The organism is Catenulispora subtropica (assembly GCF_039531675.1).
GTDB classification, from domain to species: domain Bacteria; phylum Actinomycetota; class Actinomycetes; order Streptomycetales; family Catenulisporaceae; genus Catenulispora; species Catenulispora subtropica.
Genome location: NZ_BAAAQM010000062.1, coordinates 28,126 through 50,967 on the forward strand (window position 1 = coordinate 28,126; position 22,842 = coordinate 50,967).

A 22,842-nucleotide genomic window follows, 5' to 3' on the forward strand; every position below is an offset into this window, starting at 1 on the left:
CCTTGCGTGTCCCTGGTGTGGACGTCGCGAGCGCGGACGCGGAACGCCTCAGGATTCTTTATGCGGACCACGCGGGCCCGCTGCTGGGCTACGTCCTCAAACTGACCAACGGCGACCGGGCGCAGGCCGAGGACGTGGTGCAGGAGACGTTCCTGCGGGCCTGGCAGCACGCCGAGGCGTTCGCCCCGGACCGCGGCTCCCCGCGGGCCTGGCTGTGCACGGTCGCCCGCAACATCGTGGTGGACTACGCGCGGGCCCGCCGCTCCCGGCCGCAGGAGGTCGGCGAGGAGGGCCTGCACCTGGCGGCGGCGCGCGGCGCGGTCGTCGAGGACGACCACGACCGGATCCTGTTGGGATGGGAGGTGGCGGAGGCCATGGCGACACTGAGCCCCGACCACCGGGCCGTGCTGCGGGAGACGTACTTCAAGGGCTTGTCCGTGGCCGAGGCCGCGAAGGTGCTCGGCATCCCGCCGGGTACCGTCAAGTCGCGCACGTACTACGCGTTGCGCGCGCTGCGGACGGCTTTCGAGGAACGGGGGATCAAGCCGTGAATCGGGAGTCGGAGATGTGCGACCGCGAGGACCTGAGGTTCTCGATCGGGGCGTTGGCGCTGGGCGCGCTCGACGCCGACGAGGCCCGTGACGTGCGCAGGCACCTCGCGGACTGCCCGGAGTGCCAGGCGGAGTACACGTCTTTCGTCGGCGTGAAGCGGATCATGGACGTCGGCCTGGTCGGGGCCCCGATGCCGGAGCCGGTGGAGCAGCCGAAGCGGCGGCGCCCGCGCCTGCCCGCGTTCGCCTCGCCACTGCGCCGCCGTCTGGCGCTCGGCACGGCCGGCGGGCTGGCGGCGCTGGCCCTGGTCGGGGGCGGCTTCGCCGTGGGCCAGAACCACACCTCGCCGCCGGCGGCGGTCGCGGTGGGCACTCCTCTGCCCCCGGTCACGGCGAGCGGCGTCACGGCCCAGATCTCCTATGAGGGCCGCGGCTGGGGCACCTGGATCGACGCCAAGATGAGCGGTGCGCCGGCCGAGACGATCTGCACGCTCTACGTCTACGACAAGAACCAGACGAGGATCCAGCTGTCGAGCTGGAAGTCGGTCGGCGGCAAGCAGATCGACATCCCGGCCGCCACCAGCCTCACCCCGGACCAGATCGACCACTTCGAGGTGCGGGTCGACGACCACGGCTACGACATCTCGGTGCCGATGGCCTCGTGACCTGCCGGGTGCACGAATCTTAAGACCGGTGTCTCACAGTGCGGTACATACGTGACACCGCCGCGAGCCCTCTCTAGAGTCGGATCCATGAAGCAGCAGGCGGATTTCACCAAGCGACGCGCAGTCGATCTGTGCCGCGTCGCCGCCTGCCTGTGTCGAATGCGCTGACCCCGAAGGGTCGGCTCCTTCCGTGATCCCTGCTCTCTAGGGTCACGACGCCTGGGCTGAAGCCCGGCGGCCCTTCGTTTCAGCGCGGACCCATTGGACACGCACCTGCTTCCGCGTGCCCGCGGCCGGGACCAAGCCGGCCCCGTGGGCCTCATCCACTCCGATCCGAACCCCGAACCATCCGGAGGACTCCCATGAGTCGCAACGACGTCCTGGTGGACGCCGACTGGGTCCAGGCGCACCTGGACGATCCGAAGGTCGTCCTCGTCGAGGTCGACGAGGACACCGCCGCCTACGAGAAGAACCACATCCGCAACGCCGTCCGGATCGACTGGAAGCGCGACCTGCAGGACCCGGTCCGCCGCGACTTCGTGAACCAGGAGCAGTTCGCCGCCCTGCTCTCCGAGCGCGGCATCGCCAACGACGACACGGTCGTCCTCTACGGCGGCAACAACAACTGGTTCGCCTCCTACGCCTACTGGTACTTCAAGCTCTACGGCCACGGCGACGTGAAGCTCCTCGACGGCGGCCGCAAGAAGTGGGAGCTGGAGTCCCGCGAGCTGGTCGCCGAGGTCCCCACCCGCGCGGCCACCACCTACACGGCGCAGCCCCAGGACCAGTCCATCCGCGCCTACCGCGACGACGTCGTGGCCGCGATCGGCACCACCAACCTGGTCGACGTCCGCAGCCCCGACGAGTACTCGGGCAAGCTCCTGGCCCCGGCCCACCTCCCGCAGGAGCAGAGCCAGCGCCCGGGCCACGTCCCGACCGCCCGCAACATCCCCTGGTCCAAGGCGGCCAACGACGACGGCACCTTCAAGTCCGACGCCGACCTCACGGCCCTCTACGAGGCCGAGGGCGTCGACCTGTCCAAGGACACCATCGCGTACTGCCGCATCGGCGAGCGCAGCGCCCACACCTGGTTCGTCCTGCACGAGCTCCTGGGCCAGCCCAACGTGAAGAACTACGACGGCTCCTGGACCGAGTACGGCTCGCTGGTCGGCGTGCCCGTCGCCCTCGGCACCGAGCCGGGCGCACCGGAAGGCGGCAAGCAGTGACGGCCTCGTGCGGAGCCCCCGCAGGCGGATACAGCATCGAAGGAGTGGACGTGGCGAAGGAAACGGTCATCCAGGGCGCGGTCTCCCGTGACGGCAGCCCCGTCACCGGTTACGTCCGCCTGCTCGACTCCGGCGGCGAGTTCACCGCCGAGGTCCCCACCAGCCCCGAGGGCGGCTTCCGCTTCTTCGCGGCCCCCGGCACCTGGACCGTGCGCGCCCTGGTGCCCGGCGGCACCGTCGACGCCACGGTCGAGGCCACCCTGGGCGAGGTGTCGGAGATCGCCCTGGCGGTCTGAACCGCCCGAGTCCCAGACGTATGAGGGGAGCGCCCGTCGCCGGTCAGCGGACCGGCGGCGGGCGCCGTTCGTCGGTCACCACGCCGGCCACGCCCATCACGCCCGAGACCAAGCTCACCGAGTAGCACTCCCACCCCTCCGCTAGACTCCAGATCATGAGCGTCCAGACCCTCTTCGACATCCTCCTGGTCCTTGTGGCCGTGCTCGTCCTGTGGTTCGCCTCCTTCGTGGTGCTGCGCCTGTTCAAGGGCCAGAGCTGAGAGCCGGGATCTAGGAGAAGAAGGGCCGCGCCATGCCTCTGGAGATCCCCTCGGACCTGCACCCCAACTGCGTCCCCCTGGCCTTCCTCCTCGGCACCTGGGCCGGCGCCGGTGTCGGCGGCTATCCGACCATCGAGTCCTTCAACTTCGGGCAAGAGGTCGTGTTCTCCTACACACCCGGCAAGCCCTTCCTGCGTTACGAATCCCGTTCCTGGCTGCTCGACGAGGACGGAAACCAGGTCCGCCCGCTCGCCCAGGAATCCGGCTACTGGCGGCCGCAGGAGCGCACCGAGGCGAACGGCACCGCCGGCACCACGCGGACCCACCTCGAAGTGCTCCTCGCCCACCCGACCGGCATCTCCGAGATCTGGGTCGGGGAAGCCGACGGCGCCAAGATCGAACTGCGGACCGACGTCGTCGCGCGTACCGAGACGGCCAAGGAGTACACCGCCGGCCACCGCCTCTACGGCCTGGTCCAGGGCGACCTGCTGTGGGCGTTCGACATGGCGGCGATGGGCCAGCCGATGCAGTCGCACCTGTCCGCGCAGCTCAAGCCGACTGCGTAGCGCGCACCTCGCCGCCGCAGCGCCACTCGTGCCCCACCCGAGTCGCATCAATTAGCGAATGACTGGCGAACCGCGCCCGCACCCAGTGGGATAGTGGACATATGGACACCGCGGCCACGGAACTCACCAAGGAGCTGCGCGCGAAGGGCTACCGCCTGACGCCACAGCGCCAGTTCGTCCTCCAGGCCGTGGCTTCCCTGGACCATGCGACCCCCGAGTCCATCTGCGAAGAGGTCCGCCGCACGGCCCGCGGGGTCAATCTCTCGACGGTCTACCGGACCCTCGAACTCCTTGAGGAACTCGGCCTGGTCACCCACACGCACCTGGGCCACGGCGCGCAGATCTACCACACCGCCGACCAGCCCGCGCACGTCCACCTCGTCTGCCGCCGCTGCGGCCGCATCGTCGAGGCTGAGGACTCGGCCGCCGAGCCGCTGGTCGAGCGGCTGCGTGCCGACTACGGCTTCGAGACCGACGTACGCCATCTCGCGGTGTTCGGGAACTGCTCGGACTGCGCCGCGGCCGAGAAGGCCGAGTAGCGGTCCTAGCCGGCGGTCAGCCGCACGTCGATCACCGCGGCCCGCCCTGACGGCTGTGGGTCCACGAGGTACAAGTCCTTCGCGTCCGCGTACAGGTAGTACGACCCCGCAGTCCCGCTCTTGCCGAGGTAGTCCGACACGGGTTGCGAAAGATCCGCTTCAACGACCACGGTACCGTCACCGGTCACCCGGCACAGTGACGCGCGTGTGTGCCCGGGCACGCCGGTCGTCACGATCCGGGCGGTAGCGCCTGTCCCCAGTACCGGATACACGTCGTGGTGCTCGGCGCCCTCGTTCGGCAGCCCGTGCGGAGTCGTCGGCGTGCCGCCGGCGGTCCAGCAGGAAGCCTGGTGCCCGCCGAAGCACAGCACATCCTTCCCGACGCTGACCTGAGCTCGTGACGCCCCCTTGTCGCTCAGCGTCGCGAACAGCCCGCCGAGGTCCGTGACCGTCACCGGCCCGCCCGCGCCGAAGCTCAGGGCCTTCGGGCTGCTGCCATCGTCGGCGACCACCAGGGGATCGGCCGACACCACCTGGGGATGTGTCGCCCCACCCAGGTTCGGCACGGCAGCACCCGCCACGGCGCCGCCAGTCACCGCATCAAGCACCCGGATCTTCGCCTGGCCCTGGCAAACCTCGGCGACGACGACGTGTCCCCCGGCGGCGCTGAAGCCCTTGCCTCGGTGTTCACACTCTCCGCCGTACTTCCACTTCTGGACCCCCGTCTTCACATCCAGCCCGACGACACCGGTCTCCGCCTGGTCCCGGTCCGAATCGACGATCGCCGTTCCACCGGTGGCGGCGTAGTCCGCGGCTCCCGCGTCGGGATCCCCGAACGAACTCGACATCGGCGTCGTCCAGAGCACCTTGCCGCTTGTGACGTCCACCCCCGAGACCACCGAGCAGTCCGCGGAGCCGGCGCCGCCCCGGGTTTCGGTCGTGCCCTGCGACGCGACGATCCCCACCCCGTCGTCGACGGCCGCCGACATCCCGCACAGGTCTCCGCCGCCCGGCGTCGGCAGGTCCCAGGCCGCGCTTCCGTCGCCGCGCCTCATCGCGTGCAGGCCGTCGACCCCACCCCGGACCACGATGTCCGATCCGATCCAGAAGCCGGTCAGCGCGCTCAGCTCCGGTGCGTCATGCGCGCCGTTCACCACCCACGCCGCGTTCCGCACCGGCGGCGGGGTGGCCGGCGCCGATGCGGCGCTGGCGCTGCCAGAATGCTTTCCGGTCAGCGTGACAGTTCCTACTACGGAAGCCGCCACGATCCCCACCGCTATAAGGCTCGGCAGTACCGGCCCACGTAATACGTTCGTCGCGCTCATATGGAGCTCCGGAACCACGCCGCGTACCCCGAGGTGAACTGATCCGTGCTAGTACCGAGCACGTTCTTCATAGCGTCGTCCACACACATCGTCCCCGTGGCGTGCTTGTACACGTACAGCACGAACTGGTCCACCTTCTCCGGGCCGTACTTGTCAGCCATGTACCGCATCGCCATATGCGAATAGAAGTAACTCGAACCCGATGTATCGGAATTGGAGCTGTATACCTCTGCATCCGTCGGCAGCGCCTTCGGAGCCCCGTGCTTGCTCGCATAGCTGTGCAACGACGCCCCGTCGTACAGCAGCTCTGTCGGGGAGTACATCCGCTGCGACTCCCACTCCGCGAACCCCTCGACGACCCACAGGTGGTCCTGCTGGGATCGTCCGCTCACGTCTTCGAACGGGTCGATCATCGCGTGCGTCATCTCGTGCTTGAACACGATGTCGGCGTCCGCCGGATCCACGTTCTTGTAGTGCGTCGTGTCCACCGCTATCCGTGAGCTCGGATAGGACGCGCTGTTCACCGTCCCCGAACCCGTCCCCGCGGCCGGGGTCGGCGCTGGAGCCGCCGGCATGGGCACCGTCACGCCGACCGACTCGTCCCGTCCCTGATCATAAATATCCTGGTACAGGGTACGGTTCGACGTCAGGAACACCGCGAAGCCCGGTGCCGTCCCCGATCCACCGGTCCAGTGCGCGAAGTCGTACTCCGCGTCGCTCTCCAGAGCGTCCGCATGACTCTTCGCGAACCCCGATGACGTGTCGTCCGCCATCACCACCACATGCGTTCGCGTCACGACCGTCAGGCTCGGTACGGAATCCCACGGCGCCGGATAGCCACGACGCTGTGAAGGCGCGCCTACGTCCGTCACGAGCAGTCCTGTCGCGCCCCGCACCACGGTCCACCGGTACCGCTCTTCCACCGGTTCCTTGTCGACCCCACTGATCTGATGGTCGAAGTTCACGGTGACCGTGGCCTGCGCTCCCTGTGCGAACGTGCTCTCACCGCCGTCCACGGCGTCGACGGAGTACGTAGCGCTTTTGAACGGGATCTTCTGCAGGTTGTCGTAGAGCTGGCCCTGCTTCTTCACGAGGTCCGGCTTCTTGGGGTCGGCGATGCCGACGAACGCTGCTCGGTTCTTCCCCTTCAGCGCCGCGCCGTAGGACGCCACGAACGCGTCAAGGTCGGCCCGCGTTATAGAACCACCGGCACCTGCTTTGACGGCTTCCGGTAATGACGTCTGCTCGCCAGGTGCACCAGCTGGCGACGTCAACACCTTCGAACTCGCGGCACCTGCCCCCGTCAACCGCGGTTCCTGCCGCACCTTCGCAGCCGCGACCCCGCCGACCGTGAGCGATCCGGCCAAGGTCAGCACCGCGCACGCCGCCCATGCGACGACCGTCGGCCTTGCCATGGATTTCCCCGCCCTGTGCGTTGCACGTGGTGAACCCTGCGAGCGGACCCCCACAGGGAGAACGGCAGCGTAGCAGGCGCTTTGCGATAGGAGAGACTGGAATCATGACGAGCCCGTTGCTGACCCTGCCCTCCGCCGTCCCGGCCGACCCGCCGGACGCCGGCGTCGCCGCGCACTATGGCGATCCCCACGGTGAGCAGCGGCGGCTGGCCGAGGATCGGACCGGGTTCGTGGACCTGTCCCACCGGGGCGTGCTGCGGGTCTCCGGGCCGGACCGCCTGACCTGGCTCCACTCGTTCACCAGCCAGCATCTGGAGGGGCTGAAGCCCGGCCAGGCCGTGGAGGCGCTCATCCTGTCCCCGCAGGGCCGGATCGAACACGCGCTCTACCTCGTCGACGACGGCGAGGCGACATGGTTCCACGTGGAACCCGGCACCGCGCCCGAGATCCTCGCCTTCCTGGAGAAGATGCGCTTCATGATGCGCGTCGAGCCCCAGGACGTGACCGACCAGTACGCGGTGGTCTTCACCACCGGCCCGGTCCCCGACGGGGTCCTCGCCCGCGAGGTCGACCTCGGCCACGAGCTCTTCCTCCCGCGCGAGCGCCTCGCGGACTTCGCCAAGAGCGCCAAGGACACCGGCGCCGGCGAGCCCGCGGGGATGTGGGCCTACGAAGCCCTCCGCATCGCCGCCCACCGCCCCCGCGTGGGACGGGAGACCGACGACCGCACCATCCCCCACGAGGTGGACTGGATCGCCACCGAGGGACATCCGGGCGCGGTGCACCTGAACAAGGGCTGCTACCGCGGCCAGGAGACGGTGGCCCGAGTGGACAACCTCGGCCATCCGCCGCGCCGCCTCGTCTTCCTCCACCTCGACGGCACCCCGGAGCACCTCCCCGCCCACGGCGCCGAGGTGACGACCGGCGACGGCCGCGTGGTCGGCCACGTGACCTCGGCGGCCCGCCACTACGAGCTCGGCCCCGTCGCGCTGGCTCTGGTGAAGCGGACGACACCGGTCGACGACCAGCTGCTCGCCGACGGAGTGCCGGCGGCCCAGGAGATCGTGGTGCCGCCGGAGACGGGGGCGAACCGGCGGCCGACGTTCCGCGCGGCACGGTAGGCGGCCTCGGCGACCGGGCCGGGAGGTGGCCTCGGCGACCGGGTCGGGAGGTGGTTCGGCGACCGGGTCGGGAGGTGGTTTCGGCCATCGGCTCGGTCGCTGGTCATCGGCTCTGCGGTCGGCTTGGCCGGTGGTCACGGGCTGGGTCGCCGGGCCGCCGGGCACGGGCTCGGTCGCTGCTCACTGGCTCTGCCACCGCCTTGGTCGGTGGTCACGGGCGTGGTCGGTGGTCACGGGCGTGGTCGGTGGTCACGGGCTTGGTCGCGAGTGCGGGGCACGGGCCTGGTTGCCGGGCACGGGCACGGGCTCGGTCGCTGGTTTGGTCGCCGTCGGCCCGGCGTGGTCGCCGGCCACGGCCTGTCCGGTGCCCGGCTCGCCGAACCGGCAACCCCCGATCGCAACTCCGCCTCGCAACTCTGCCTCTGAACCCGGCTCCCGCGCCGCGCCGTGGTCCACCTCGTCCGGCCCGTGAGACATCCACCCCGTCCAGCTCCGCGACATCCGGATCATATGGTCGCCTGACAAGCGCCTCCGCCCCTCGGCACTTGATGGATCGGTGCCCCGTTCACACCCTCCGCCTATCGCGATCGGGTGGCGATCGGGCCAACCTCGATCCGCACTATTCCCCACCATGGAACGATGCTGTTATGGGCACCCAAGCCACCAGACTCGACCGGGTCCTGGCCGCCGCGCGCCGGCCGGACTCCGAGGTCGAGGCCCTCGAGGTCACCGCGATCCGGCGGGAGCGCGGTGAAGCGCTCCGGGAGGAGTCCGAACTCTCCTATCTGCGGCGCGTGCTGCACGGGCGGATCGACATAATCGATGCGGAGCTGCGGCGGCGGGCCGCCGGGTCGGCCGCGCCGCTGGTGGAGTCCCTGGCGGCGATCCTGGCCGACGAGCCGCCGGCCAACGCGCGGTCGCCCCGGCACATGGACATCGTGCCGGATCCCGATCCGGGGGAGTACCGGTCGCAGATGGAGGAGCGGATCGACGCCGCGGGGCCGGCGATCGTGCTGGACCTCTCCGACGAGCGGCTGGCCGAGGCGCGGCTGACGCTCAAGGAGTACGAGCGGGAGGTCTCCGAGTACCGGCGGATCGCGCAGGGGGTGATCGACCGGTTCGCGGCCGAGCTGGCGCGCCGCTACCGTGAGGGGCAGGCAACCGTCGACGATCTGCTCAATGAGGAGCAGAAGATGGAGTAACACCGCACATGACCGCTCAGGGAGTCGTCCCGCTCGCCGAGATAGTCCGTTCCGGCTTCACCGAGGGGTGGCACGACGGCCGCCTGGTGGCCCTGGACGCCGACGGCCGCGTGGAGTTCGCGTACGGCGACGTGGAGGCGGTCATGCTGCCGCGCTCCAGCAACAAGCCGATGCAGGCGGTGGCGATGCTGGAGCAGGGGCTGGACCTCACCGGCGAGCTGCTGGCGCTGGCCGCCGCCTCGCACGCCGGCGAGCCGTTCCACCTGGAGGGTGTGCGCAAGATCCTGGCCGGCGCCGGCCTGGGCGAGGACGCCCTGGCCTGCCCGCCGGACTGGCCGCTGGCCGAGGACGCGAAGCTGGCGATGGTCCGGGCCGGCGGCGGCAAGCAGCGGGTCACGATGAACTGTTCGGGCAAGCACGCTGCGATGCTCGCCACCTGTGTGCACAACGGCTGGTCCCTCGCGGACTACCTGCACCGGGACCACCCCCTGCAGCGTGCCTCCCGCGACACGGTGGCGCGGCTGGCCGGCGAGCCCGTCCGCTTCGACGCCGTCGACGGCTGCGGCGCCCCGCTCTACGGCATCTCGCTGACCGGGCTGGCGCGCGCCTTCCAGGCCGCGGTCCTCGCCGCTCCCGCCACGGCCGAGCGCCGGGTCGCCGACGCGATGCGCGCGCACCCCGAGTACGTCTCCGGCACCGACCGCCTGGACACCGACCTGATGGTCGGGATCCCGGGCCTGCTGGCCAAGGGCGGCGCCGAGGGCGTGCAGGCGGTCGCTCTGCCGGACGGCCGGGCCGTCGCGCTGAAGGTGGCCGACGGCGACCACGAGCGCCGCGCGGTGGGCCCGGTGCTGGTCGCGGCCCTGCGGCGGCTCGGCGTCGAGGCCGAGGTCCTGGACCGGTACGCGGAGTCCCCGCTGCTCGGCGGAGGCGTTCCGGTCGGCGCCGTGCGCTCCGCCATCTGACGCGATCCGGTTCCCCGGGCGTCCCGGGCGGGGAGGACGTCGACGAGCACCGGATCCGTTCCGCGCTTAGGCTCGCGGACATGAGCGACCCGACGCCGATCTCGACGGAAGTCCTTCCCGCCCTCCCCTACGAGGAGTGGCGGCCCACCAGGGAGACCCTGCACCGCTACCTGCAGATCGTCGGAAAGCTCGCCTTGGCCCAGGGGGTCCGGCGCAACCACTGGTGGCACATCACGTTGCGCAACCGGCCGCGCGGCTGGTCCACGGTCGAGCTCGGCCAAGCGCGCTCGGGGCCCTTGTTCACGTGCGAGTTCGACTTCTTCGACCATGTCCTGCGGATCGACACCGACCACGGCGGCCAGGCGCTGGTCCCGCTCGCCGACCAGTCGGTGGCGTCTTTCTACACGCAGACCCAGGAAGCTCTGCGCATGCTGGACATCGATCCGCGGCTCGCGAACCCGCATCCGTACGACCTGCCGGACAAGGCGCGGCCGTTCGCTGAGGACACCGAGCACGACACCTACGTCCCGGAACACGCGCACCTGGCGTTCCGGGTCTTCAGCCAGGTGGGCCGGATTCTGGAGGAGTTCAGTGCGGCCTTCTCCGGGAAGACCAGCCCGGTCCAGATCTTCTGGCACTCCTTCGACATCGCCACCCAGCGCTACTCGCCCCGGCAGATCCCTGCCCCGGAAGGGATGGACGAGGCTACGCGGGAGTCCTACTCACGGGAGCAAATCAGCTCCGGGTTCTGGTACGGCGACCCTAATACGCCGGAACCCACGTTCTACTCCTATACGTATCCCGAGCCCGAAGGCATCGAGAGCCATACGCTGCGCCCTGACAAAGCACTATGGACGTCGGCCCGCGGAAGCCACACAGCCAACTACTCCTATGACGACGCACGCAGTCATGACGACCCAGTGGGCTGTGCTCTGGAGTTCTTCCAGTCCGCCTATGAGGCCGGCTCCTCCCTCGCGGGCTGGGACTCCGCCTCCCTCGCATGCTGGAACGGCATCACCGACCCGCTCCTGCGCAGCGAAGAGCCGCTCGGGGGCCGGCGCTGGCCCGAGCGGCCCTGAGCGGACGAGCCGTCGACGGCGGTGACGCAGTCAGGCCTCCGCAGCATCGCAAGCGGCGGCGCGGGTCAGTAGGAGAGTGCGCTCCCGCGTGTTGGCGGTGAGCTCGGCGGCCGCTCGAACTCCGCGCGGGCCTCGGCATGCCGCCCGAGCCGGAACAGCAGGTCGCCGCGGACGCGCCTTGGCGAGCTGCTCGTTGTAGGCGGTCATGGCGGCGATGATCTCCGGCGGGGGCACGACCCCCGCTTCGGACTCGGTGGTGCCCGGCATGAAGACCATGAACTTCGGCATCTCGCAACCTCGGTGTGGGACTGGTGGATCCAGCCTTCCTGAGAGCGTCGGACGGTGCGCGCCGGAATCGACGGCCCGCCGTGGGAAGCCTTGATACCAAGCAAGCCTAAGCCTAGACTGTCTAGGTATGAGTCAGGACATGATGCGCGGCCACCTCGACGGCCTTGTGCTCGCCGTCCTCACCGCGGGCCCGGCCCACGGGTACGGCCTCATCGAGGCGCTGCGAGAACGCAGTGACGGGTTCTTCGACCTGCCGGAGGGTTCCGTCTACCCGGCCCTCCACCGCCTGGAGCGCGCCGGGCTGGTGGCCAGCGGCTGGTCCGAGGCCGGCGGCCGACGACGGCGGGTGTACTCGCTGACCACGACCGGGCGGCGGGCCGCGCAGGAGCGGCAGAGCGAGTGGCGCTCGTTCTCGGCGGCGGTGGAACGGGTGTTCGGTGCGCCTTCCCGGCCGGCTTCGCAGACGGGGGCGGTGACGTCATGAGCTACCGGTCGGTCGATGCCTATGTGGACGATCTCGCCTGGCGGCTGCGCGTGGGGATGCGCGGGCGCCGTCGGATCACGCGTGAGGTGGCAGCGCATCTCGCGGACCTGGTGGCCGAGGAGGAGGCGGCCGGGCTGACGCCGCAGGCCGCCGCGCGGCGCGCGACGGCACGGTTCGGTGCGCCCGAGGAACTCGCCGCCGAGTTCAACCGTGACAGCGCCCTGCACAGCGCGCGGTCGGCGGCGTGGGCGCTCGCGGTCAGTGTGGGCGCGGCCTTCGTCGCGGCCGGGCTGGCCCAACGTGAGGCGCCGGCGAATCCGTGGCCCAACGACGTCTTCTACTACGGCCTTCCGGTGCTGCTCGTCCAAGTGGCGGCGTTCAGCGCGGGGACGGCGTTCCTGCTGGCGGTCCTGGCGCCCTGGCTGCTTCGGCGTCCGCCGCGGAGCCTGGGGATCGCGGCCCGCGCACAGATGGCGGCCGTGGCCGCGCTCGCCCCGGTCGCGGTCGTCTCGGCGGGCAACGTCACCGACGCCGGACGGGCCGAGGGGGCGTTGTCGGCGTTCGTGGCGCTCGCGGTGCCGGTCGCGGCGTGGTTCAGTGTGCGGGCGGCGCTGCGTGCCGACCGGAGTCCGGGCACGTCGACGCTCGACGTCATCGCTGATTGCTGCGAAGACCTCGCCCTGCGCTGGTCCCCGACCGCGCGGCTCCACGCTTCGGTGACCCGGACCTGGACCGCGGCGGTCGGGCGGGCTCCCCACCTGATGAGCTGGCTCGAGCTGCGCCGGCATCCATGGCGCGCCGCGGCCACCGTCTCCGTCGCGGCCGGTGTCGCGCTCAAGCTGCCGGATCTGCTGCTCGGCGACGTCGATCTCCCCGCGGCGGCGGTCGAAGCGGTCGCGGCCTACATCGGCTTCGTCCTGTTCGGCGGTCTGCTCGGCCTGCGCGCACGGGTCCGGACGGCCGAACCCCTCGACGCGCTCGGCGCCGAGGGGTGAGAGCTCTGTCGTGAGCCCTGCCTGATCAGACGGCGGCCACCGTGAGCTCCGCGTCGGCCGCCGTCTCGTCGACCACCTCAGCATCCTGCGGCCTCCCCCGCTCCGGCCGCAGCACCCCGACCGCCACCACCAGCGCGGCGGCCAGCAGGACGACCCCGACCCCGAACGCCACCTTGTAGCCGCCGGCCAACGCCTCCGCCGCGCCGCGGCCCTCGGCCAGCAGGTGTCCGGTACGGCCGGCGGCCAGCGTGGACAGCACCGCGGCCCCGATGGCGGCGCCGATCTGCTGCGTGGTGTTGAACAGGCCGGAGACCAGGCCCGCGTCCTCCTCGCGGGAGCCTGCCATGCCCAGGCCGGCCGCCGCCGGCATCGCCAGGCCGCCGCCGCCGATCAACAGCATCGTGGGGAGCAGGTCGGTGGCGTAGCCGGCGTGCACCGGCAGGCGCAGCAGCAGCGACAGCGCGGCGGCCAGCAGCACCAGACCGGTGATCAGCACGGCGCGGGCGCCGAACCGGGCGATCACGCGGGCCGAGACGCCGAGCGCGATGCCGCCGATCGCCAGCGCCGCCGGCAGCATCGCCAGGCCGGTCTCGGTGGCGCCGTAGCCGAGCACCTTCTGCATGTCGAGCGCGACGACGATCTGGAAGGCGAACATGGCCGAGATCATCAGCATCTGCACCAGGTTCGCGGCGACCACGGAGCGCGAGCGCAGAATCCGCAGCGGCATCAGCGGGGTGGCGGCGGTGGCCTGCCGGACGAAGAACCCGGCGAGCAGCACGGCGGCCAGGGCCCCGAGGCCGAGCGTGCGGGACGAACCCCAGCCGTGGTCCGCGGTGCCGACGACGGTGAAGATGCCGAGCATCAGGCCGGAGGTCACCAGCAGCGCCCCGAGCAGGTCGACGCCGCCGCGCAGGCCCTGCCCGCGGTCGTCCGGGATCGCCTTCGCCGCGGCGGCCAGCGTCAGGACGCCGATCGGGACGTTGATCGTGAAGTTCCAGTGCCAGCTCAGGGAGTCGGTCAGCACGCCGCCCAGCACCTGGCCGATCGAGGCGCCGGCCGCTCCGGTGAAGGCGAACACGCCGAGCGCCCGCGCGCGCTCGCGGGAGTCGGTGAACAGGGTGACCAGGATGCCCAGGCTCACCCCGGAGGACGCGGCGCCGCCGACGCCCTGCAGGATCCGGGCGGCCACCAGCATCGCCGGCGAGGAGGCGGCGCCGGCCAGCGCCGAGGCCGCGACGAAGACCGCGGTCCCGGCCAGGAACATCCGCTTGCGGCCGACCAGGTCGCCGAGCCGCCCGGCGAGCAGCAGCAGGCCGCCGAAGGCCAGCAGGTAGCCGTTCATCACCCAGCTCAGGCCGGCCGGGGAGAAGCCGAGGTCGCCCTGGATGGTGGGCATCGCGACGGTGACGATGCTGCCGTCCAGGACCGCCATCAGCGCGCTGGTCGCGATGACGGCGAGGGCCAGGCGCTTCGCGCCCGGACTCGGAACGTGTGACTCGAGAGACATGCGATCACTCCTGCGAACCGGGGATGCCGGGGATGCCGACAGGAACGACAGTAGCGGATAGTTTTGAAGCAGACAATCTTTCTCGGGAAGATCTGCTGGCGGAGTTCTCGCGGGGTAGACTGGCGGGCATGACCTCCCTGGCCCCCGCGTTCACCGGTGACATCGCCGCCTGCACGGCGCCGGACCTGTCGTTCCTGCTCGACCACACCTCACATGTGCTCCGCACCCGGATGGCCGCGGCGCTGGCCGAGATCGGGATGACCGCGCGCATGCACTGCGTGCTGGTCAAGGCGCTGGAGGAGGAGCGCACGCAGATCCAGATCGCGGAGCTCGGCGACATGGACAAGACCACGATGGTGGTCACGGTCGACGCGCTGGAACAGGCCGGACTGGCCGAGCGGCGCCCGTCGGCCACCGATCGCCGGGCCCGGATCATCGCGGTCACCGAGGCCGGCGCCGAGATGGCGAAGCGCAGCCAGGCGATCGTGGACGGCGTGCACGCCGAGGCGATCGGCGCGCTGCCGGAGGCGCTGCGGTCGGCGCTGCTGGAGGGATTGACGCTGCTGGCCCGCGGGCATCTGGCCGAGCCGGTGGAGAGCCCGGTGGGGGCGCGGCGCGCGCGCCAGGCGTGAAGACGCGTCGCGGCGGGGCGTCCCAGGCTCGCCCGCGCCGCGCCGCGTGCCGTCATCAGAGCACGCGATGGTTAAGCCGTCTTTAAAGACCGCGCGGAAAGCGGGAAAACACCGAACCGCCCGGCCGGTGAACCGCTGCTCAGGGAGGAGGACTGAGCGGCCTCACCGGACGGGCGGTCCGGGTCTTGCATCCCACACACCAGACGCCGCAGGCGGCGTCCCCACCGGTCCACACATCCGCCAGGTCTTGGAAAGTTGACCCGACGCCCCGGCCCATCAGGACCGGGGCCCAGCGTGGCCGTCTCGTCAGCAGCCACACCGTCCGGGAGTCGGGCTCTCCCGGGTTTTTCGGGGGTGAGTCCACTATGGCCCCGCCGCCCCAGGGATTCGCTGAGACCCCTGTGAGAAAACCCTGAGAAAAGAAAGCCCAGGTCGACATGGGTAAAAGACGATAAAAGAAACCTAACGACCGTCAGCGCTGAGAAGTTCCGGCGGGGCTCAGGAATCCGCTGATCAATTCTCTGAGTTCGCTCCGGTGCCCCCACAGCGCGCCCTGCTCGTCGAAGATCGTCAGCTCGGCGGTCGGCAGCGCGTCGGCGATGCGGCGGGCGGTGGCCGACGGATGCGCCGCGTCGCCCTCCTGACCGATCACGAGGATCGGCGCCGTGACGCGGTGCAGCCCGGGCAGGTCCCGCGGTTCGAGGGGGACCGCGGCGGCGAGGGGGAGCCAGCGCCGGGGGTCGCCGCCTTCTTCCTCGAGCTCCGTGACCAGCTCCTTCGCGCGGCGGAGGGCCCAGTTGCGGGCGACCGGGCCGTCCTGGACCGCCGCGGGCTGGGTCCGCAGCAGGGCCGCGGCGACCCCGTCGACGTCGCCGGCGGCGAGGCGCTCGGCGAGCGCGCGGTGCGGGGCGACGGCCTCGGGCGCGCGGGGGACGTCGGCGACGGCCGGCAGGTACAGCACGACGCGTCCGAAACGGCCGGGGTCACGGGCCAGGATCCGCAGCAGCGTCGCGGCGCCGAGGGAGACGCCGACCGCCGCGGTGGCGTGCTCGTGGTCGGCGACGGCGAGCGCCGCGGCGGCGAGGACGTCGTAGGAGAGCGGGTCCGGACCGGTGGAGCGGCCGTGGCCGGGCAGGTGCGCGAAGACCTTGCGGCCGGGCAGCCCGGAGGCCAGGGGGCGGGTGTCCTGGATGGAGCCGGCCAGGCCGTGGAGGAACAGGGTGGTCGGCGGCTGCGGGCTTCCCAGGGCCGTGTACTCGACGACGCCGCTGACGACACCGCCGACGGCGGGGCCGTCGGCGGTGTAGCGAAGCGTTCGGGTCGGGAGGGCGGTCACCAGGGGCCGTAGGGGCCCTGGCGGCGGTTGTCGCGGGAGCCGCCGGAGACTTCCTTGAGGGCCGGGCGGACGTCCACCCAGTACACCATCGCGACGACCACGCCGATGATGGTGAACAGCAGGCCGAGCAGCAGGTTCGCGGCGATCGCCACGGTGAGGATGATCAGCCAGCCCGGCTTGGTGAGCTTCCCGGCCGCGCGGTAGGCGTCCTCGCGCTTGAGGGCGGCGTCGATCAGCACGACGACCTGGCCGATCACCACGGCGAGGGAGATCAGCGCGAGGAAGCTGTAGAGGCCGTCGCGCAGTGCGGAGCCGATCATGCGGCCGTCCTCCTCCTTCTCGGTTCAGGGGCGGTCCGAGGCTGGAACCCGCCGTTCGCTACGTTCAACGTACGCGACCGGCGGGCTCGTTCCCAGCTTCCGGCCCCACCGATCAGGCCTGGTCGGCCTTCTTGGCGCGGGAGGCGGCGGACTTGCGAGCCGTGCTCTTCGGCGCGGCCTTGGCCTGGGGCTGGGCCTTGGGGGCGGCCGCGGGCTTGGGCTCCTCGGCCCGGGGAGCGGCGTCGGCCGCGGTCTTGCCGTCGGCCGGCTCCGCCTTGTCGTCGGCCTTGTCGGCCGTCTTGTCGTCCGCCTTGTCGTCCACGACGGTGACCGACTCGACGGTGACGCCGTTGGCCCGCGTCTGCTCGACGGTCACCACCTCGACCTCGGTGACCCGCCCGGCCAGCACCCGCTCCACGACGGCCTTGCCGCGCTCGGAGTAGCCGTCGTAGGTCTCCACGGCCTTGCCGGCCACCTCCAGCGCCCGCCCGACCTGGACGAGCAGCAGGGTCTGCGCCTTCTCCCGCGCGGCCCGCAGGTCCGGCTCGGTGATCCGCTCCCGCAGCGCCTTGGCGTCGTCCTGCCACTGCCCCAGCGCGATCTTCGACTGCACCGTCTCGGCGACCCCGGCCACCCGCCCGGCCACGGACGTCGCGACCTCCCCGGCCTTGGCCCCGGCCACGGTCAGCCGCGTCGGCGCATCCTTGATCGCCTCCACGGCGGCTTCCCCGACCCCCGCCGCGAAGTAGAACGGCTTCGGGTTGCTGACGGTGGTCGCGACGGTCTTCCGAGCGCTGTCGACGAGGTTCATGACATGCCTCTCAATTCACTGCTGATCGGGCCCGATCCGGGTCCCGGGTTCGGATGAGTCCTAGTCCTGCGAGTCGTGCCCGGCGCCCTCATTGCGGAAGGCCTCGTAGATGTCGAGCAGGGCGCGCTTCTGCCGCCCGGAGAGCCAGGGATCCTCGGCGACGGCCTCGCGCACCCCGCCGGTCCTGTTCCCACCCTCGCCACCCACACCACCGGCGCCCTGGGCGCCACGGGTGCCACCGTCGGTCGCCGCGTCCTCGTCGACGCCTCCGGCCGCCCCCTCGGGCGCCCCGTCCAGCAACCCGGCCTGCACATAGAGCGTCTCCGCCGAGATCCGCAACGCCTTCGCCAGCTGCTGCAAGATCTCCGCACTGGGCTTCCGCAGCCCTCGCTCGATCTGACTGAGGTACGGATTCGACACCCCAGCGGCCTGCGCCAACTGCCGCACGGAGTACTGCGCGTTGCGCCGCTGCTCGCGGATGTACTCGCCGAGCGGCTTGATGGGGAGGGCTCCCAGGGGGTTGTGGGGCATGGGACCAGGGTGGCACGGGTGTGCTTGCAATTGCAAGCAGAGTGCTAGCAGATGTGATGCAGGGCACGGGGAAGGCCCTACAGCCGCGCCCTGCGCAGTCACGCTCGCGGCGGTCTCAGCACGCTGTGTCGGTGTCGAACACGACGGTGAGCGGCGTCACGGTGCTCAGAAGCCGCCACTCAGGTCGGTCGGCGAGCGCATCGAACCATTGATCGCGAGGCTGAGCCTCGTCGGCGAACCACCACTGGCTGTACCTGCCGAGTCCAGCGAGCTCCTCGCTCATCGAGTAGTCCAGGCGGCATTCGACCCGGGTGTGGCCGCCGTCGGCATCGGTGGCCAGCCGGCGGACGAAGCTCACCGTGAACACCGGATCTCCCTCTGATCCGAACGGGCCGTACTGATAGAGCAGCCCGTCCGCGTCGGGAACGTCCGCGGACGCGATCTCGCGCACGGCGAAGGCGCGGAACGTCGCCAAAGCGTGCTGCGCGTGGTACGGGCTGGGACGCCACGCATCGTAGTCGTCGTCGAGCTGCTCGAAGGTCTGCCGCCAGGCCGCTGCGGCCTCATCGACGTTCAAGGGCCTTGTCAGCAGGATCGGCCGCGGCCTGCTCCAGTGCGCGTAGCTGCCGTCGACGAAGTATTCCTCCTCGTCGTCCCCCACCAGCCGTGCGCCGAGTTTCTGCGCGATGCCGGCGAGTTCCGGGGTCGCGTCGCCCTTGTTCAGCGTGATCAAGCCGTCGCGCCACTCGATGCACGCGCTGTGGCCTTCGGCATACGTGTATCCGTAGGTTCCCGGCCTGTCGATCTGCTCGGGCTTCACCATGCTGGGCTCCCCGTCGGCCACCGTGATCCACTCGCGCAGCGAGATCGGATACATCGCGCTGCTGGTCCAGACGTCAGCTCGGGTGATGTGGAAGTTGTAGCCCATGAAGACTCCGGAGGGGATGGACCGAAATCGGTCAGGTGGGGCCGTGACCAAACTCGCGCTCAACGGGCTTGGACTCCGGTTAGCAACCGTTGCCGCGTCTTCACAAAACCACATCGTCAAGTCCAGGCCGTCGGGGGCCAGTCCATGAGCAGGCGGCTTCGCAAGCCGAACGCGTCGGTGAGGCGTTCAGACGTGGCGTCCCGTGTCACGTTTCGCGGGGCCTGTCTCGTCTCGGAGCCGGAAACCGGAACGTGACGAGGAAGGCACTGGAACTCATGAACGTCGCACTGTGGATCGCCGCCGGGCTGCTGGCCGTGGTCGGCTTGGTGGGTGGGGCCCTCAAGGTGGTGACGCCGAAGGCGAAGCTGGCCGCTATGCGGGGCGGCGAGTGGACGCAGGGGCTCAGCGACGGGCTCATCAAGGGCATCGGGGTGTTGGAGGTGCTGGCCGCGTTCGGGTTCGTGCTGCCGCGGATGCTGGACATCGCGCCGGTCATGGTGCCGGTGACCGCCGTGTGCTGGATGGCGCTGATGGTCGGGGCGACCGTCACCAACCAGCGGGTGGGGCAGGGCAAGCTGGCGGTGGCGACGGTGATGTACCTGGCGATCGCGGCGTTCGTCGCGGTGGGGCGCTTCTGAGCGGGGTCTTCTTTGACCGATCGGGTCACTGCGGGCGCCGGCCCAGTCGCTGAGCAAGCTGCTGGCCCGGCCGCCTGTCCACCCGGGGGCGGCGACGCAGGCGGTCGAGGCGGTCGAGGCGGGCCAGGCGGCCGAGGCAGAGCCCGCAGTCGGGGCAGGCCCGGTGGCCGAGGCGCCGAAGCCGAACTCGCGCAGGTCGTCGACGGCATCTACGCCTTCGTTGAAGCCGACCGCACCATTCTCCGACTCTTCGCCCGCTGCTCGGCCGACCTGCCGGAGCTGGCGCAGTGGTACTACGTCGACACCCGCTGCGGGCTCCTGGACATGCTCGCCGCCTATCTCCACGCCCGGATCGACGCCGGACTGCTCCGCCCGGTCCCGGACGTCCCGATCGCCGCGCGTTTCATCACCGAGACCATCGCCTGGTCCGCCATGCACCGCCACGGGGACCCCGATTCGGCGACGCTCGGCGACGAGGACTGCCGCCGGACGGTGCGCGACCTCGTGACGGCCTCGTTCCTGCCTCGCGGGCCGGTCGAGGGCTAGCGGCACGGTCGCCGTCACCTCGCTGTTCCGACGAGCCCGAAGCTCGACGCCGTCGCCGGACCGGTCCATTCGGACGACGGCCTGGCCGTGCCGTATGAGGGCTTGGCCGGTGGCGTATGAGCAGTTCCTCGACGGAATCCCGCCACTGCTCGCCGACGGGGATCTCGTGGACGTCGGCCTGGGCGACGCGCCGGAAGGGCTCGCGGTGACCAGCCCGTCCCGGCCCTCGGCGAGGTGCTTGTCGACAGCCGCCCGCCGTGGCTCGGCGCGGCGCTGGACCGGCACGGCGTCAGCGTCCATGAGTCGGCCTTCGACGCCGTCACGCCCTTCGTCGATGGTTTCCGCTGCTCACGGCACCTGATCCGGTGCATGATGGCGGGGCGCGGCCGTCACGGTGCGCGATGTAAATATCTTCCTTACGTGGCTTTGACATCGGACATGCCACGCTTAGAGCCCTCCGGGGGAGCCCGACCCTCGGCGGTGTGCGAGTGCAGACCCGCGCGCCTGCCCGGCCCCGTGCCGCTCACGTCCCCGCGTGATCGGCGTGCGGGGCCGGGCTTCTTTTCGCCCTTTTTTCGCCAGGTTTCCGCCGCGATTGCCGTCCCGGCCGCCGAGCCCCGTAGAGTCGTCCGATGATCGGACCGCCGGTGTGCGTTCCCGGCCGGGGAAGCGGGCCGGGAATGCGCTGCCGAGCCGCCACTGTTGCACCGTTGGCGGCCCTTGCCGTCGGTCTTCCCGCAAGAACCCCGATGGAGGAGGTAGCGCGCCGTGGAAACGCTGCCCAGGCGTGTGGCGCTCTTGTCCGTGCACACCTCCCCGCTGCACCAGCCGGGGACCGGCGACGCGGGCGGCATGAACGTCTACATCGTGGAGCTCTCCCGGCGCCTGGCCGCGCTCGGCATGGAGGTGGAGATCTTCACCCGGGCCACCACCGGCGCGCTGCCGCCGGCCGTGGACCTGGCGCCGGGCGTCCTGGTGAGGCACGTCACAGCCGGCCCCTATGAGGGGCTGTCCAAGGAGGACCTGCCGGGTCAGCTGTGCGCCTTCACCTCCGGGGTGCTGCGCACCGAGGCCATGCACGAGCCCGGCTACTACGACCTGATCCACTCCCACTACTGGCTCTCCGGCCAGGTGGGCTGGCTGGCCAAGGAGCGCTGGGGCGTCCCGCTCATCCACTCCATGCACACCCTGGGCAAGGTGAAGAACGCCGCGCTGGCCCTGGGCGACGACCCCGAGCCCACGGCCCGGCTGGTCGGCGAGGACCAGGTGGTGGACGCCGCCGACCGGTTGATCGCCAACACCGACCAGGAGGCCTCGGAGCTGGTCCGGCTCTACGGCGCCGACCCGGACCGGGTGTCCACCGTGAACCCCGGCGTCGACCTGGAACGCTTCCGACCCGGCGGCAAACTCGCCGCGCGCAAGATGGTGGGACTGCCGCAGGACGCGGCGGTCCTGCTGTTCGTCGGACGGATCCAGCCGCTGAAGGCCCCCGACGTGCTGCTGCGGGCCGCCGCCGAGCTGATCGCCCGCGATCCGGGGCGCCGCGAGAAGCTGGTCGTGGCGGTGGTCGGCGGGCCCAGCGGCTCCGGGCTGGCCGAGCCCACACACCTGCACCGGCTGGCGCGGCGGCTCGGGATCGCCGACGTGGTGCGGTTCGTGAAGCCGGTGGACCAGACGCGGCTGGCCGACTGGTACCGCGCCGCCGACGTGGCCGTGGTGCCGTCCTACAGCGAGTCCTTCGGGCTGGTCGCCATCGAGGCTCAGGCCTGTGGGACGCCGGTGGTGGCCGCGCGGGTCGGCGGGCTGGCGACGGCGGTGGCCGGCGGCCGGTCCGGGACGCTGGTGACCGGGCACGACCCCGCGGACTACGCCACCGCGATAGCCCGGCTGCTGGACTCGCCGCGCATGCTGGGCGAGTACGGCGCCCACGCGGTGCGGCACGCGGCGCGGTTCGGCTGGGCCGCGACCGCCGCCGCCACCGCCGACGTCTACCGTCACTCGATCGAGAGTCTCCGGCAGGCCCGGGTCAGCGAGCTCTGCGCCGGGCAATAGGGTCGGACCATGGGTGGTGATCGAGAGGGCCTCAAAGCCGCCGCGCGGTCGGCGGTGCTGGACGCGCTGGCCGACGCCGAAGTGGAGTACGAGCGGCCCGACGAAGGGTCGTTCGTCGTGCGGCTGCCCGGCGAGCACAAGCTGTGGACCACGTGCTCGCTGGTGGTCGGGGACCACACGCTGTCGCTGAACGCGTTCGTCGCGCGGCGGCCGGACGAGAACCACGAGGGCGTCTACCGGTGGCTGCTGGAGCGCAACACCCGCCTGGGGTCCCTGGCGTTCGCCCTCGACCGGCTGGGAGACGTCTACCTGGTGGCGCGGCTGCCGCTGGGGCTGATCACGCCGGAGACGGTTGACCAGTTGCTCGGGGAGACGGTCGCCGCCGCCGACTCGTCGTTCGACCAGCTGCTGGAACTGGGCTTCGCCTCGGCGATCCGGCGGGAGTGGGAGTGGCGGACCTCCCGCGGCGAGTCGCTGGCGAACCTCGCGGCGTTCCGCCATCTCATCGAGCGGACACCTGAGGGGCACGGGGCGAGCGCGGGCGAACCGCCCCAGTAGTCTGGC

At 71.1% G+C, this 22,842-nt stretch carries 27 protein-coding genes; 18 read left to right on the top strand and 9 right to left on the bottom strand.

Features of this window, described 5'->3' with window-relative positions; genetic code table 11:
• Positions 1–2 precede the first annotated feature (2 nt).
• The 7 genes from ABD466_RS36900 to ABD466_RS36930 all read left to right on the top strand — a co-directional run bounded on the left by ABD466_RS36900 (position 3) and on the right by ABD466_RS36930 (position 4,103).
• Positions 3–551, top strand: coding sequence for a sigma-70 family RNA polymerase sigma factor (locus tag ABD466_RS36900; protein WP_344661908.1), 549 nt, complete (start codon positions 3–5; stop codon positions 549–551).
• Positions 548–1,216 (top strand): anti-sigma factor family protein, encoded by a 669-nt coding sequence (locus ABD466_RS36905; protein ID WP_344661909.1) that lies wholly within the window; start codon positions 548–550, stop codon positions 1,214–1,216. Before ABD466_RS36900 ends, ABD466_RS36905 begins: the two co-directional genes overlap by 4 nt.
• 87 nt (positions 1,217–1,303) lie before the next feature.
• Entirely contained in the window at positions 1,304–1,384 is an 81-nt protein-coding gene (locus ABD466_RS36910; protein WP_344661945.1) for an Ms5788A family Cys-rich leader peptide, read from the top strand.
• 194 nt (positions 1,385–1,578) lie between these two features.
• Positions 1,579–2,442: a sulfurtransferase gene (locus ABD466_RS36915; RefSeq protein ID WP_344661910.1), complete on the top strand. Its 864-nt coding sequence runs from the start codon at positions 1,579–1,581 to the stop codon at positions 2,440–2,442.
• The gene (locus ABD466_RS36920; protein ID WP_344661911.1) at positions 2,439–2,738 is read left to right on the top strand and encodes a DUF1416 domain-containing protein; all 300 of its coding nucleotides are present in this window, start codon (positions 2,439–2,441) and stop codon (positions 2,736–2,738) included. The genes ABD466_RS36915 and ABD466_RS36920 overlap by 4 nt, the downstream gene beginning before the upstream one ends.
• 292 nt (positions 2,739–3,030) lie before the next feature.
• On the top strand, positions 3,031–3,564 hold the full coding sequence (locus ABD466_RS36925) for a heme-binding beta-barrel domain-containing protein (protein ID WP_344661912.1): 534 nt from the start codon (positions 3,031–3,033) through the stop codon (positions 3,562–3,564).
• Positions 3,565–3,665: 101 nt separating this feature from the next.
• Positions 3,666–4,103 (top strand): Fur family transcriptional regulator, encoded by a 438-nt coding sequence (locus ABD466_RS36930; protein ID WP_344661913.1) that lies wholly within the window; start codon positions 3,666–3,668, stop codon positions 4,101–4,103.
• 5 nt (positions 4,104–4,108) lie between these two features.
• On the opposite strand, the gene ABD466_RS36935 is transcribed toward ABD466_RS36930, so the two are convergent.
• Together ABD466_RS36935 and ABD466_RS36940 are read right to left on the bottom strand one after the other, a co-directional pair.
• The gene (locus tag ABD466_RS36935) at positions 4,109–5,428 is read right to left on the bottom strand and encodes a PQQ-binding-like beta-propeller repeat protein (RefSeq protein ID WP_344661914.1); all 1,320 of its coding nucleotides are present in this window, start codon (positions 5,426–5,428) and stop codon (positions 4,109–4,111) included.
• Positions 5,425–6,843 carry a sugar phosphate isomerase family gene (locus ABD466_RS36940; RefSeq protein WP_344661915.1) on the bottom strand — a complete coding sequence of 473 codons (1,419 nt, stop codon included), beginning with the start codon at positions 6,841–6,843 and terminating at the stop codon, positions 5,425–5,427. The genes ABD466_RS36935 and ABD466_RS36940 overlap by 4 nt, the downstream gene beginning before the upstream one ends.
• Positions 6,844–6,947: 104 nt before the next feature.
• Here ABD466_RS36940 and ygfZ point away from each other — a divergent pair, with 104 nt between their 5' ends.
• The 4 genes from ygfZ (at position 6,948) to ABD466_RS36960 (ending at position 11,210) form a co-directional block, all read left to right on the top strand.
• The gene (ygfZ, locus tag ABD466_RS36945; RefSeq protein WP_344661916.1) at positions 6,948–7,964 is read left to right on the top strand and encodes a CAF17-like 4Fe-4S cluster assembly/insertion protein YgfZ; all 1,017 of its coding nucleotides are present in this window, start codon (positions 6,948–6,950) and stop codon (positions 7,962–7,964) included.
• 647 nt (positions 7,965–8,611) lie between these two features.
• The gene (locus tag ABD466_RS36950) at positions 8,612–9,166 is read left to right on the top strand and encodes an RsiG family protein (RefSeq protein WP_344661917.1); all 555 of its coding nucleotides are present in this window, start codon (positions 8,612–8,614) and stop codon (positions 9,164–9,166) included.
• Between the two features lie 8 nt (positions 9,167–9,174).
• On the top strand, positions 9,175–10,131 hold the full coding sequence (locus tag ABD466_RS36955; protein WP_344661918.1) for an asparaginase: 957 nt from the start codon (positions 9,175–9,177) through the stop codon (positions 10,129–10,131).
• Positions 10,132–10,211: 80 nt separating this feature from the next.
• The gene (locus ABD466_RS36960) at positions 10,212–11,210 is read left to right on the top strand and encodes a DUF5996 family protein (RefSeq protein ID WP_344661919.1); all 999 of its coding nucleotides are present in this window, start codon (positions 10,212–10,214) and stop codon (positions 11,208–11,210) included.
• A gap of 30 nt (positions 11,211–11,240) precedes the next feature.
• Here the strand turns inward: ABD466_RS36960 and ABD466_RS36965 are convergent, their stop codons facing one another.
• Positions 11,241–11,498 carry a YciI family protein gene (locus ABD466_RS36965; protein WP_344661920.1) on the bottom strand — a complete coding sequence of 86 codons (258 nt, stop codon included), beginning with the start codon at positions 11,496–11,498 and terminating at the stop codon, positions 11,241–11,243.
• A 127-nt stretch (positions 11,499–11,625) separates the two neighbouring features.
• Here ABD466_RS36965 and ABD466_RS36970 point away from each other — a divergent pair, with 127 nt between their 5' ends.
• Together ABD466_RS36970 and ABD466_RS36975 are read left to right on the top strand one after the other, a co-directional pair.
• Entirely contained in the window at positions 11,626–11,982 is a 357-nt protein-coding gene (locus tag ABD466_RS36970) for a PadR family transcriptional regulator (RefSeq protein ID WP_344661921.1), read from the top strand.
• Positions 11,979–12,977, top strand: coding sequence for a permease prefix domain 1-containing protein (locus tag ABD466_RS36975; protein WP_344661922.1), 999 nt, complete (start codon positions 11,979–11,981; stop codon positions 12,975–12,977). The genes ABD466_RS36970 and ABD466_RS36975 overlap by 4 nt, the downstream gene beginning before the upstream one ends.
• 25 nt (positions 12,978–13,002) lie before the next feature.
• On the opposite strand, the gene ABD466_RS36980 is transcribed toward ABD466_RS36975, so the two are convergent.
• Positions 13,003–14,484, bottom strand: coding sequence for an MFS transporter (locus ABD466_RS36980; RefSeq protein WP_344661923.1), 1,482 nt, complete (start codon positions 14,482–14,484; stop codon positions 13,003–13,005).
• 128 nt (positions 14,485–14,612) lie between these two features.
• Between ABD466_RS36980 and ABD466_RS36985 the strand changes: the two genes are divergently transcribed.
• Positions 14,613–15,116 carry a MarR family winged helix-turn-helix transcriptional regulator gene (locus tag ABD466_RS36985; protein WP_344661924.1) on the top strand — a complete coding sequence of 168 codons (504 nt, stop codon included), beginning with the start codon at positions 14,613–14,615 and terminating at the stop codon, positions 15,114–15,116.
• Positions 15,117–15,588: 472 nt separating this feature from the next.
• Here ABD466_RS36985 and ABD466_RS36990 read toward each other — a convergent pair whose 3' ends face one another.
• The 5 genes from ABD466_RS36990 to ABD466_RS37010 form a co-directional block, all read right to left on the bottom strand.
• Complete coding sequence (locus ABD466_RS36990; protein WP_344661925.1) at positions 15,589–16,452, bottom strand: alpha/beta fold hydrolase; 864 nt, start codon at positions 16,450–16,452, stop codon at positions 15,589–15,591.
• Positions 16,449–16,772: a DUF2516 family protein gene (locus ABD466_RS36995; protein WP_344661926.1), complete on the bottom strand. Its 324-nt coding sequence runs from the start codon at positions 16,770–16,772 to the stop codon at positions 16,449–16,451. The genes ABD466_RS36990 and ABD466_RS36995 overlap by 4 nt, the downstream gene beginning before the upstream one ends.
• A gap of 112 nt (positions 16,773–16,884) precedes the next feature.
• Positions 16,885–17,583, bottom strand: coding sequence for a hypothetical protein (locus ABD466_RS37000; RefSeq protein ID WP_344661927.1), 699 nt, complete (start codon positions 17,581–17,583; stop codon positions 16,885–16,887).
• 60 nt (positions 17,584–17,643) lie between these two features.
• Entirely contained in the window at positions 17,644–18,114 is a 471-nt protein-coding gene (locus ABD466_RS37005; protein WP_425558836.1) for a helix-turn-helix domain-containing protein, read from the bottom strand.
• Positions 18,115–18,229: 115 nt separating this feature from the next.
• Positions 18,230–18,937: a hypothetical protein gene (locus ABD466_RS37010; protein WP_344661928.1), complete on the bottom strand. Its 708-nt coding sequence runs from the start codon at positions 18,935–18,937 to the stop codon at positions 18,230–18,232.
• A gap of 380 nt (positions 18,938–19,317) precedes the next feature.
• On the opposite strand from ABD466_RS37010, the gene ABD466_RS37015 reads away from it, so the two are divergent.
• From ABD466_RS37015 to ABD466_RS37030, 4 genes are all read left to right on the top strand, one after another.
• On the top strand, positions 19,318–19,680 hold the full coding sequence (locus tag ABD466_RS37015; RefSeq protein ID WP_344661929.1) for a DoxX family protein: 363 nt from the start codon (positions 19,318–19,320) through the stop codon (positions 19,678–19,680).
• A 324-nt stretch (positions 19,681–20,004) separates the two neighbouring features.
• Entirely contained in the window at positions 20,005–20,226 is a 222-nt protein-coding gene (locus ABD466_RS44570) for a hypothetical protein (RefSeq protein WP_425558837.1), read from the top strand.
• A gap of 768 nt (positions 20,227–20,994) precedes the next feature.
• Positions 20,995–22,278 (top strand): D-inositol-3-phosphate glycosyltransferase, encoded by a 1,284-nt coding sequence (gene mshA, locus ABD466_RS37025; protein WP_344661931.1) that lies wholly within the window; start codon positions 20,995–20,997, stop codon positions 22,276–22,278.
• A 9-nt stretch (positions 22,279–22,287) separates the two neighbouring features.
• Positions 22,288–22,836, top strand: a complete 549-nt coding sequence (locus tag ABD466_RS37030) for a type III secretion system chaperone family protein (protein ID WP_344661932.1) — start codon at positions 22,288–22,290, stop codon at positions 22,834–22,836.
• Positions 22,837–22,842: the final 6 nt, after the last annotated feature.

What these genes read in the sequence shown, in the direction of transcription:
- ABD466_RS36910 (WP_344661945.1), top strand. Translation starts at nt 1,304, where the DNA reads ATGAAGCAGCAGGCGGATTTCACCAAGCGACGCGCAGTCGATCTGTGC.
- ABD466_RS36915 (WP_344661910.1), top strand. Translation starts at nt 1,579, where the DNA reads ATGAGTCGCAACGACGTCCTGGTGGACGCCGACTGGGTCCAGGCGCAC.
- ABD466_RS36925 (WP_344661912.1), top strand. Translation starts at nt 3,031, where the DNA reads ATGCCTCTGGAGATCCCCTCGGACCTGCACCCCAACTGCGTCCCCCTG.
- ABD466_RS36930 (WP_344661913.1), top strand. Translation starts at nt 3,666, where the DNA reads ATGGACACCGCGGCCACGGAACTCACCAAGGAGCTGCGCGCGAAGGGC.
- ABD466_RS36935 (WP_344661914.1), bottom strand. Translation starts at nt 5,428, where the DNA reads ATGAGCGCGACGAACGTATTACGTGGGCCGGTACTGCCGAGCCTTATA.
- ABD466_RS36940 (WP_344661915.1), bottom strand. Translation starts at nt 6,843, where the DNA reads ATGGCAAGGCCGACGGTCGTCGCATGGGCGGCGTGCGCGGTGCTGACC.
- ygfZ (WP_344661916.1), top strand. Translation starts at nt 6,948, where the DNA reads ATGACGAGCCCGTTGCTGACCCTGCCCTCCGCCGTCCCGGCCGACCCG.
- ABD466_RS36950 (WP_344661917.1), top strand. Translation starts at nt 8,612, where the DNA reads ATGGGCACCCAAGCCACCAGACTCGACCGGGTCCTGGCCGCCGCGCGC.
- ABD466_RS36955 (WP_344661918.1), top strand. Translation starts at nt 9,175, where the DNA reads ATGACCGCTCAGGGAGTCGTCCCGCTCGCCGAGATAGTCCGTTCCGGC.
- ABD466_RS36960 (WP_344661919.1), top strand. Translation starts at nt 10,212, where the DNA reads ATGAGCGACCCGACGCCGATCTCGACGGAAGTCCTTCCCGCCCTCCCC.
- ABD466_RS36965 (WP_344661920.1), bottom strand. Translation starts at nt 11,498, where the DNA reads ATGCCGAAGTTCATGGTCTTCATGCCGGGCACCACCGAGTCCGAAGCG.
- ABD466_RS36970 (WP_344661921.1), top strand. Translation starts at nt 11,626, where the DNA reads ATGAGTCAGGACATGATGCGCGGCCACCTCGACGGCCTTGTGCTCGCC.
- ABD466_RS36975 (WP_344661922.1), top strand. Translation starts at nt 11,979, where the DNA reads ATGAGCTACCGGTCGGTCGATGCCTATGTGGACGATCTCGCCTGGCGG.
- ABD466_RS36980 (WP_344661923.1), bottom strand. Translation starts at nt 14,484, where the DNA reads ATGTCTCTCGAGTCACACGTTCCGAGTCCGGGCGCGAAGCGCCTGGCC.
- ABD466_RS36985 (WP_344661924.1), top strand. Translation starts at nt 14,613, where the DNA reads ATGACCTCCCTGGCCCCCGCGTTCACCGGTGACATCGCCGCCTGCACG.
- ABD466_RS36995 (WP_344661926.1), bottom strand. Translation starts at nt 16,772, where the DNA reads ATGATCGGCTCCGCACTGCGCGACGGCCTCTACAGCTTCCTCGCGCTG.
- ABD466_RS37000 (WP_344661927.1), bottom strand. Translation starts at nt 17,583, where the DNA reads ATGAACCTCGTCGACAGCGCTCGGAAGACCGTCGCGACCACCGTCAGC.
- ABD466_RS37005 (WP_425558836.1), bottom strand. Translation starts at nt 18,114, where the DNA reads ATGCCCCACAACCCCCTGGGAGCCCTCCCCATCAAGCCGCTCGGCGAG.
- ABD466_RS37010 (WP_344661928.1), bottom strand. Translation starts at nt 18,937, where the DNA reads ATGGTGAAGCCCGAGCAGATCGACAGGCCGGGAACCTACGGATACACG.
- ABD466_RS37015 (WP_344661929.1), top strand. Translation starts at nt 19,318, where the DNA reads ATGAACGTCGCACTGTGGATCGCCGCCGGGCTGCTGGCCGTGGTCGGC.
- ABD466_RS44570 (WP_425558837.1), top strand. Translation starts at nt 20,005, where the DNA reads ATGCTCGCCGCCTATCTCCACGCCCGGATCGACGCCGGACTGCTCCGC.
- ABD466_RS37030 (WP_344661932.1), top strand. Translation starts at nt 22,288, where the DNA reads ATGGGTGGTGATCGAGAGGGCCTCAAAGCCGCCGCGCGGTCGGCGGTG.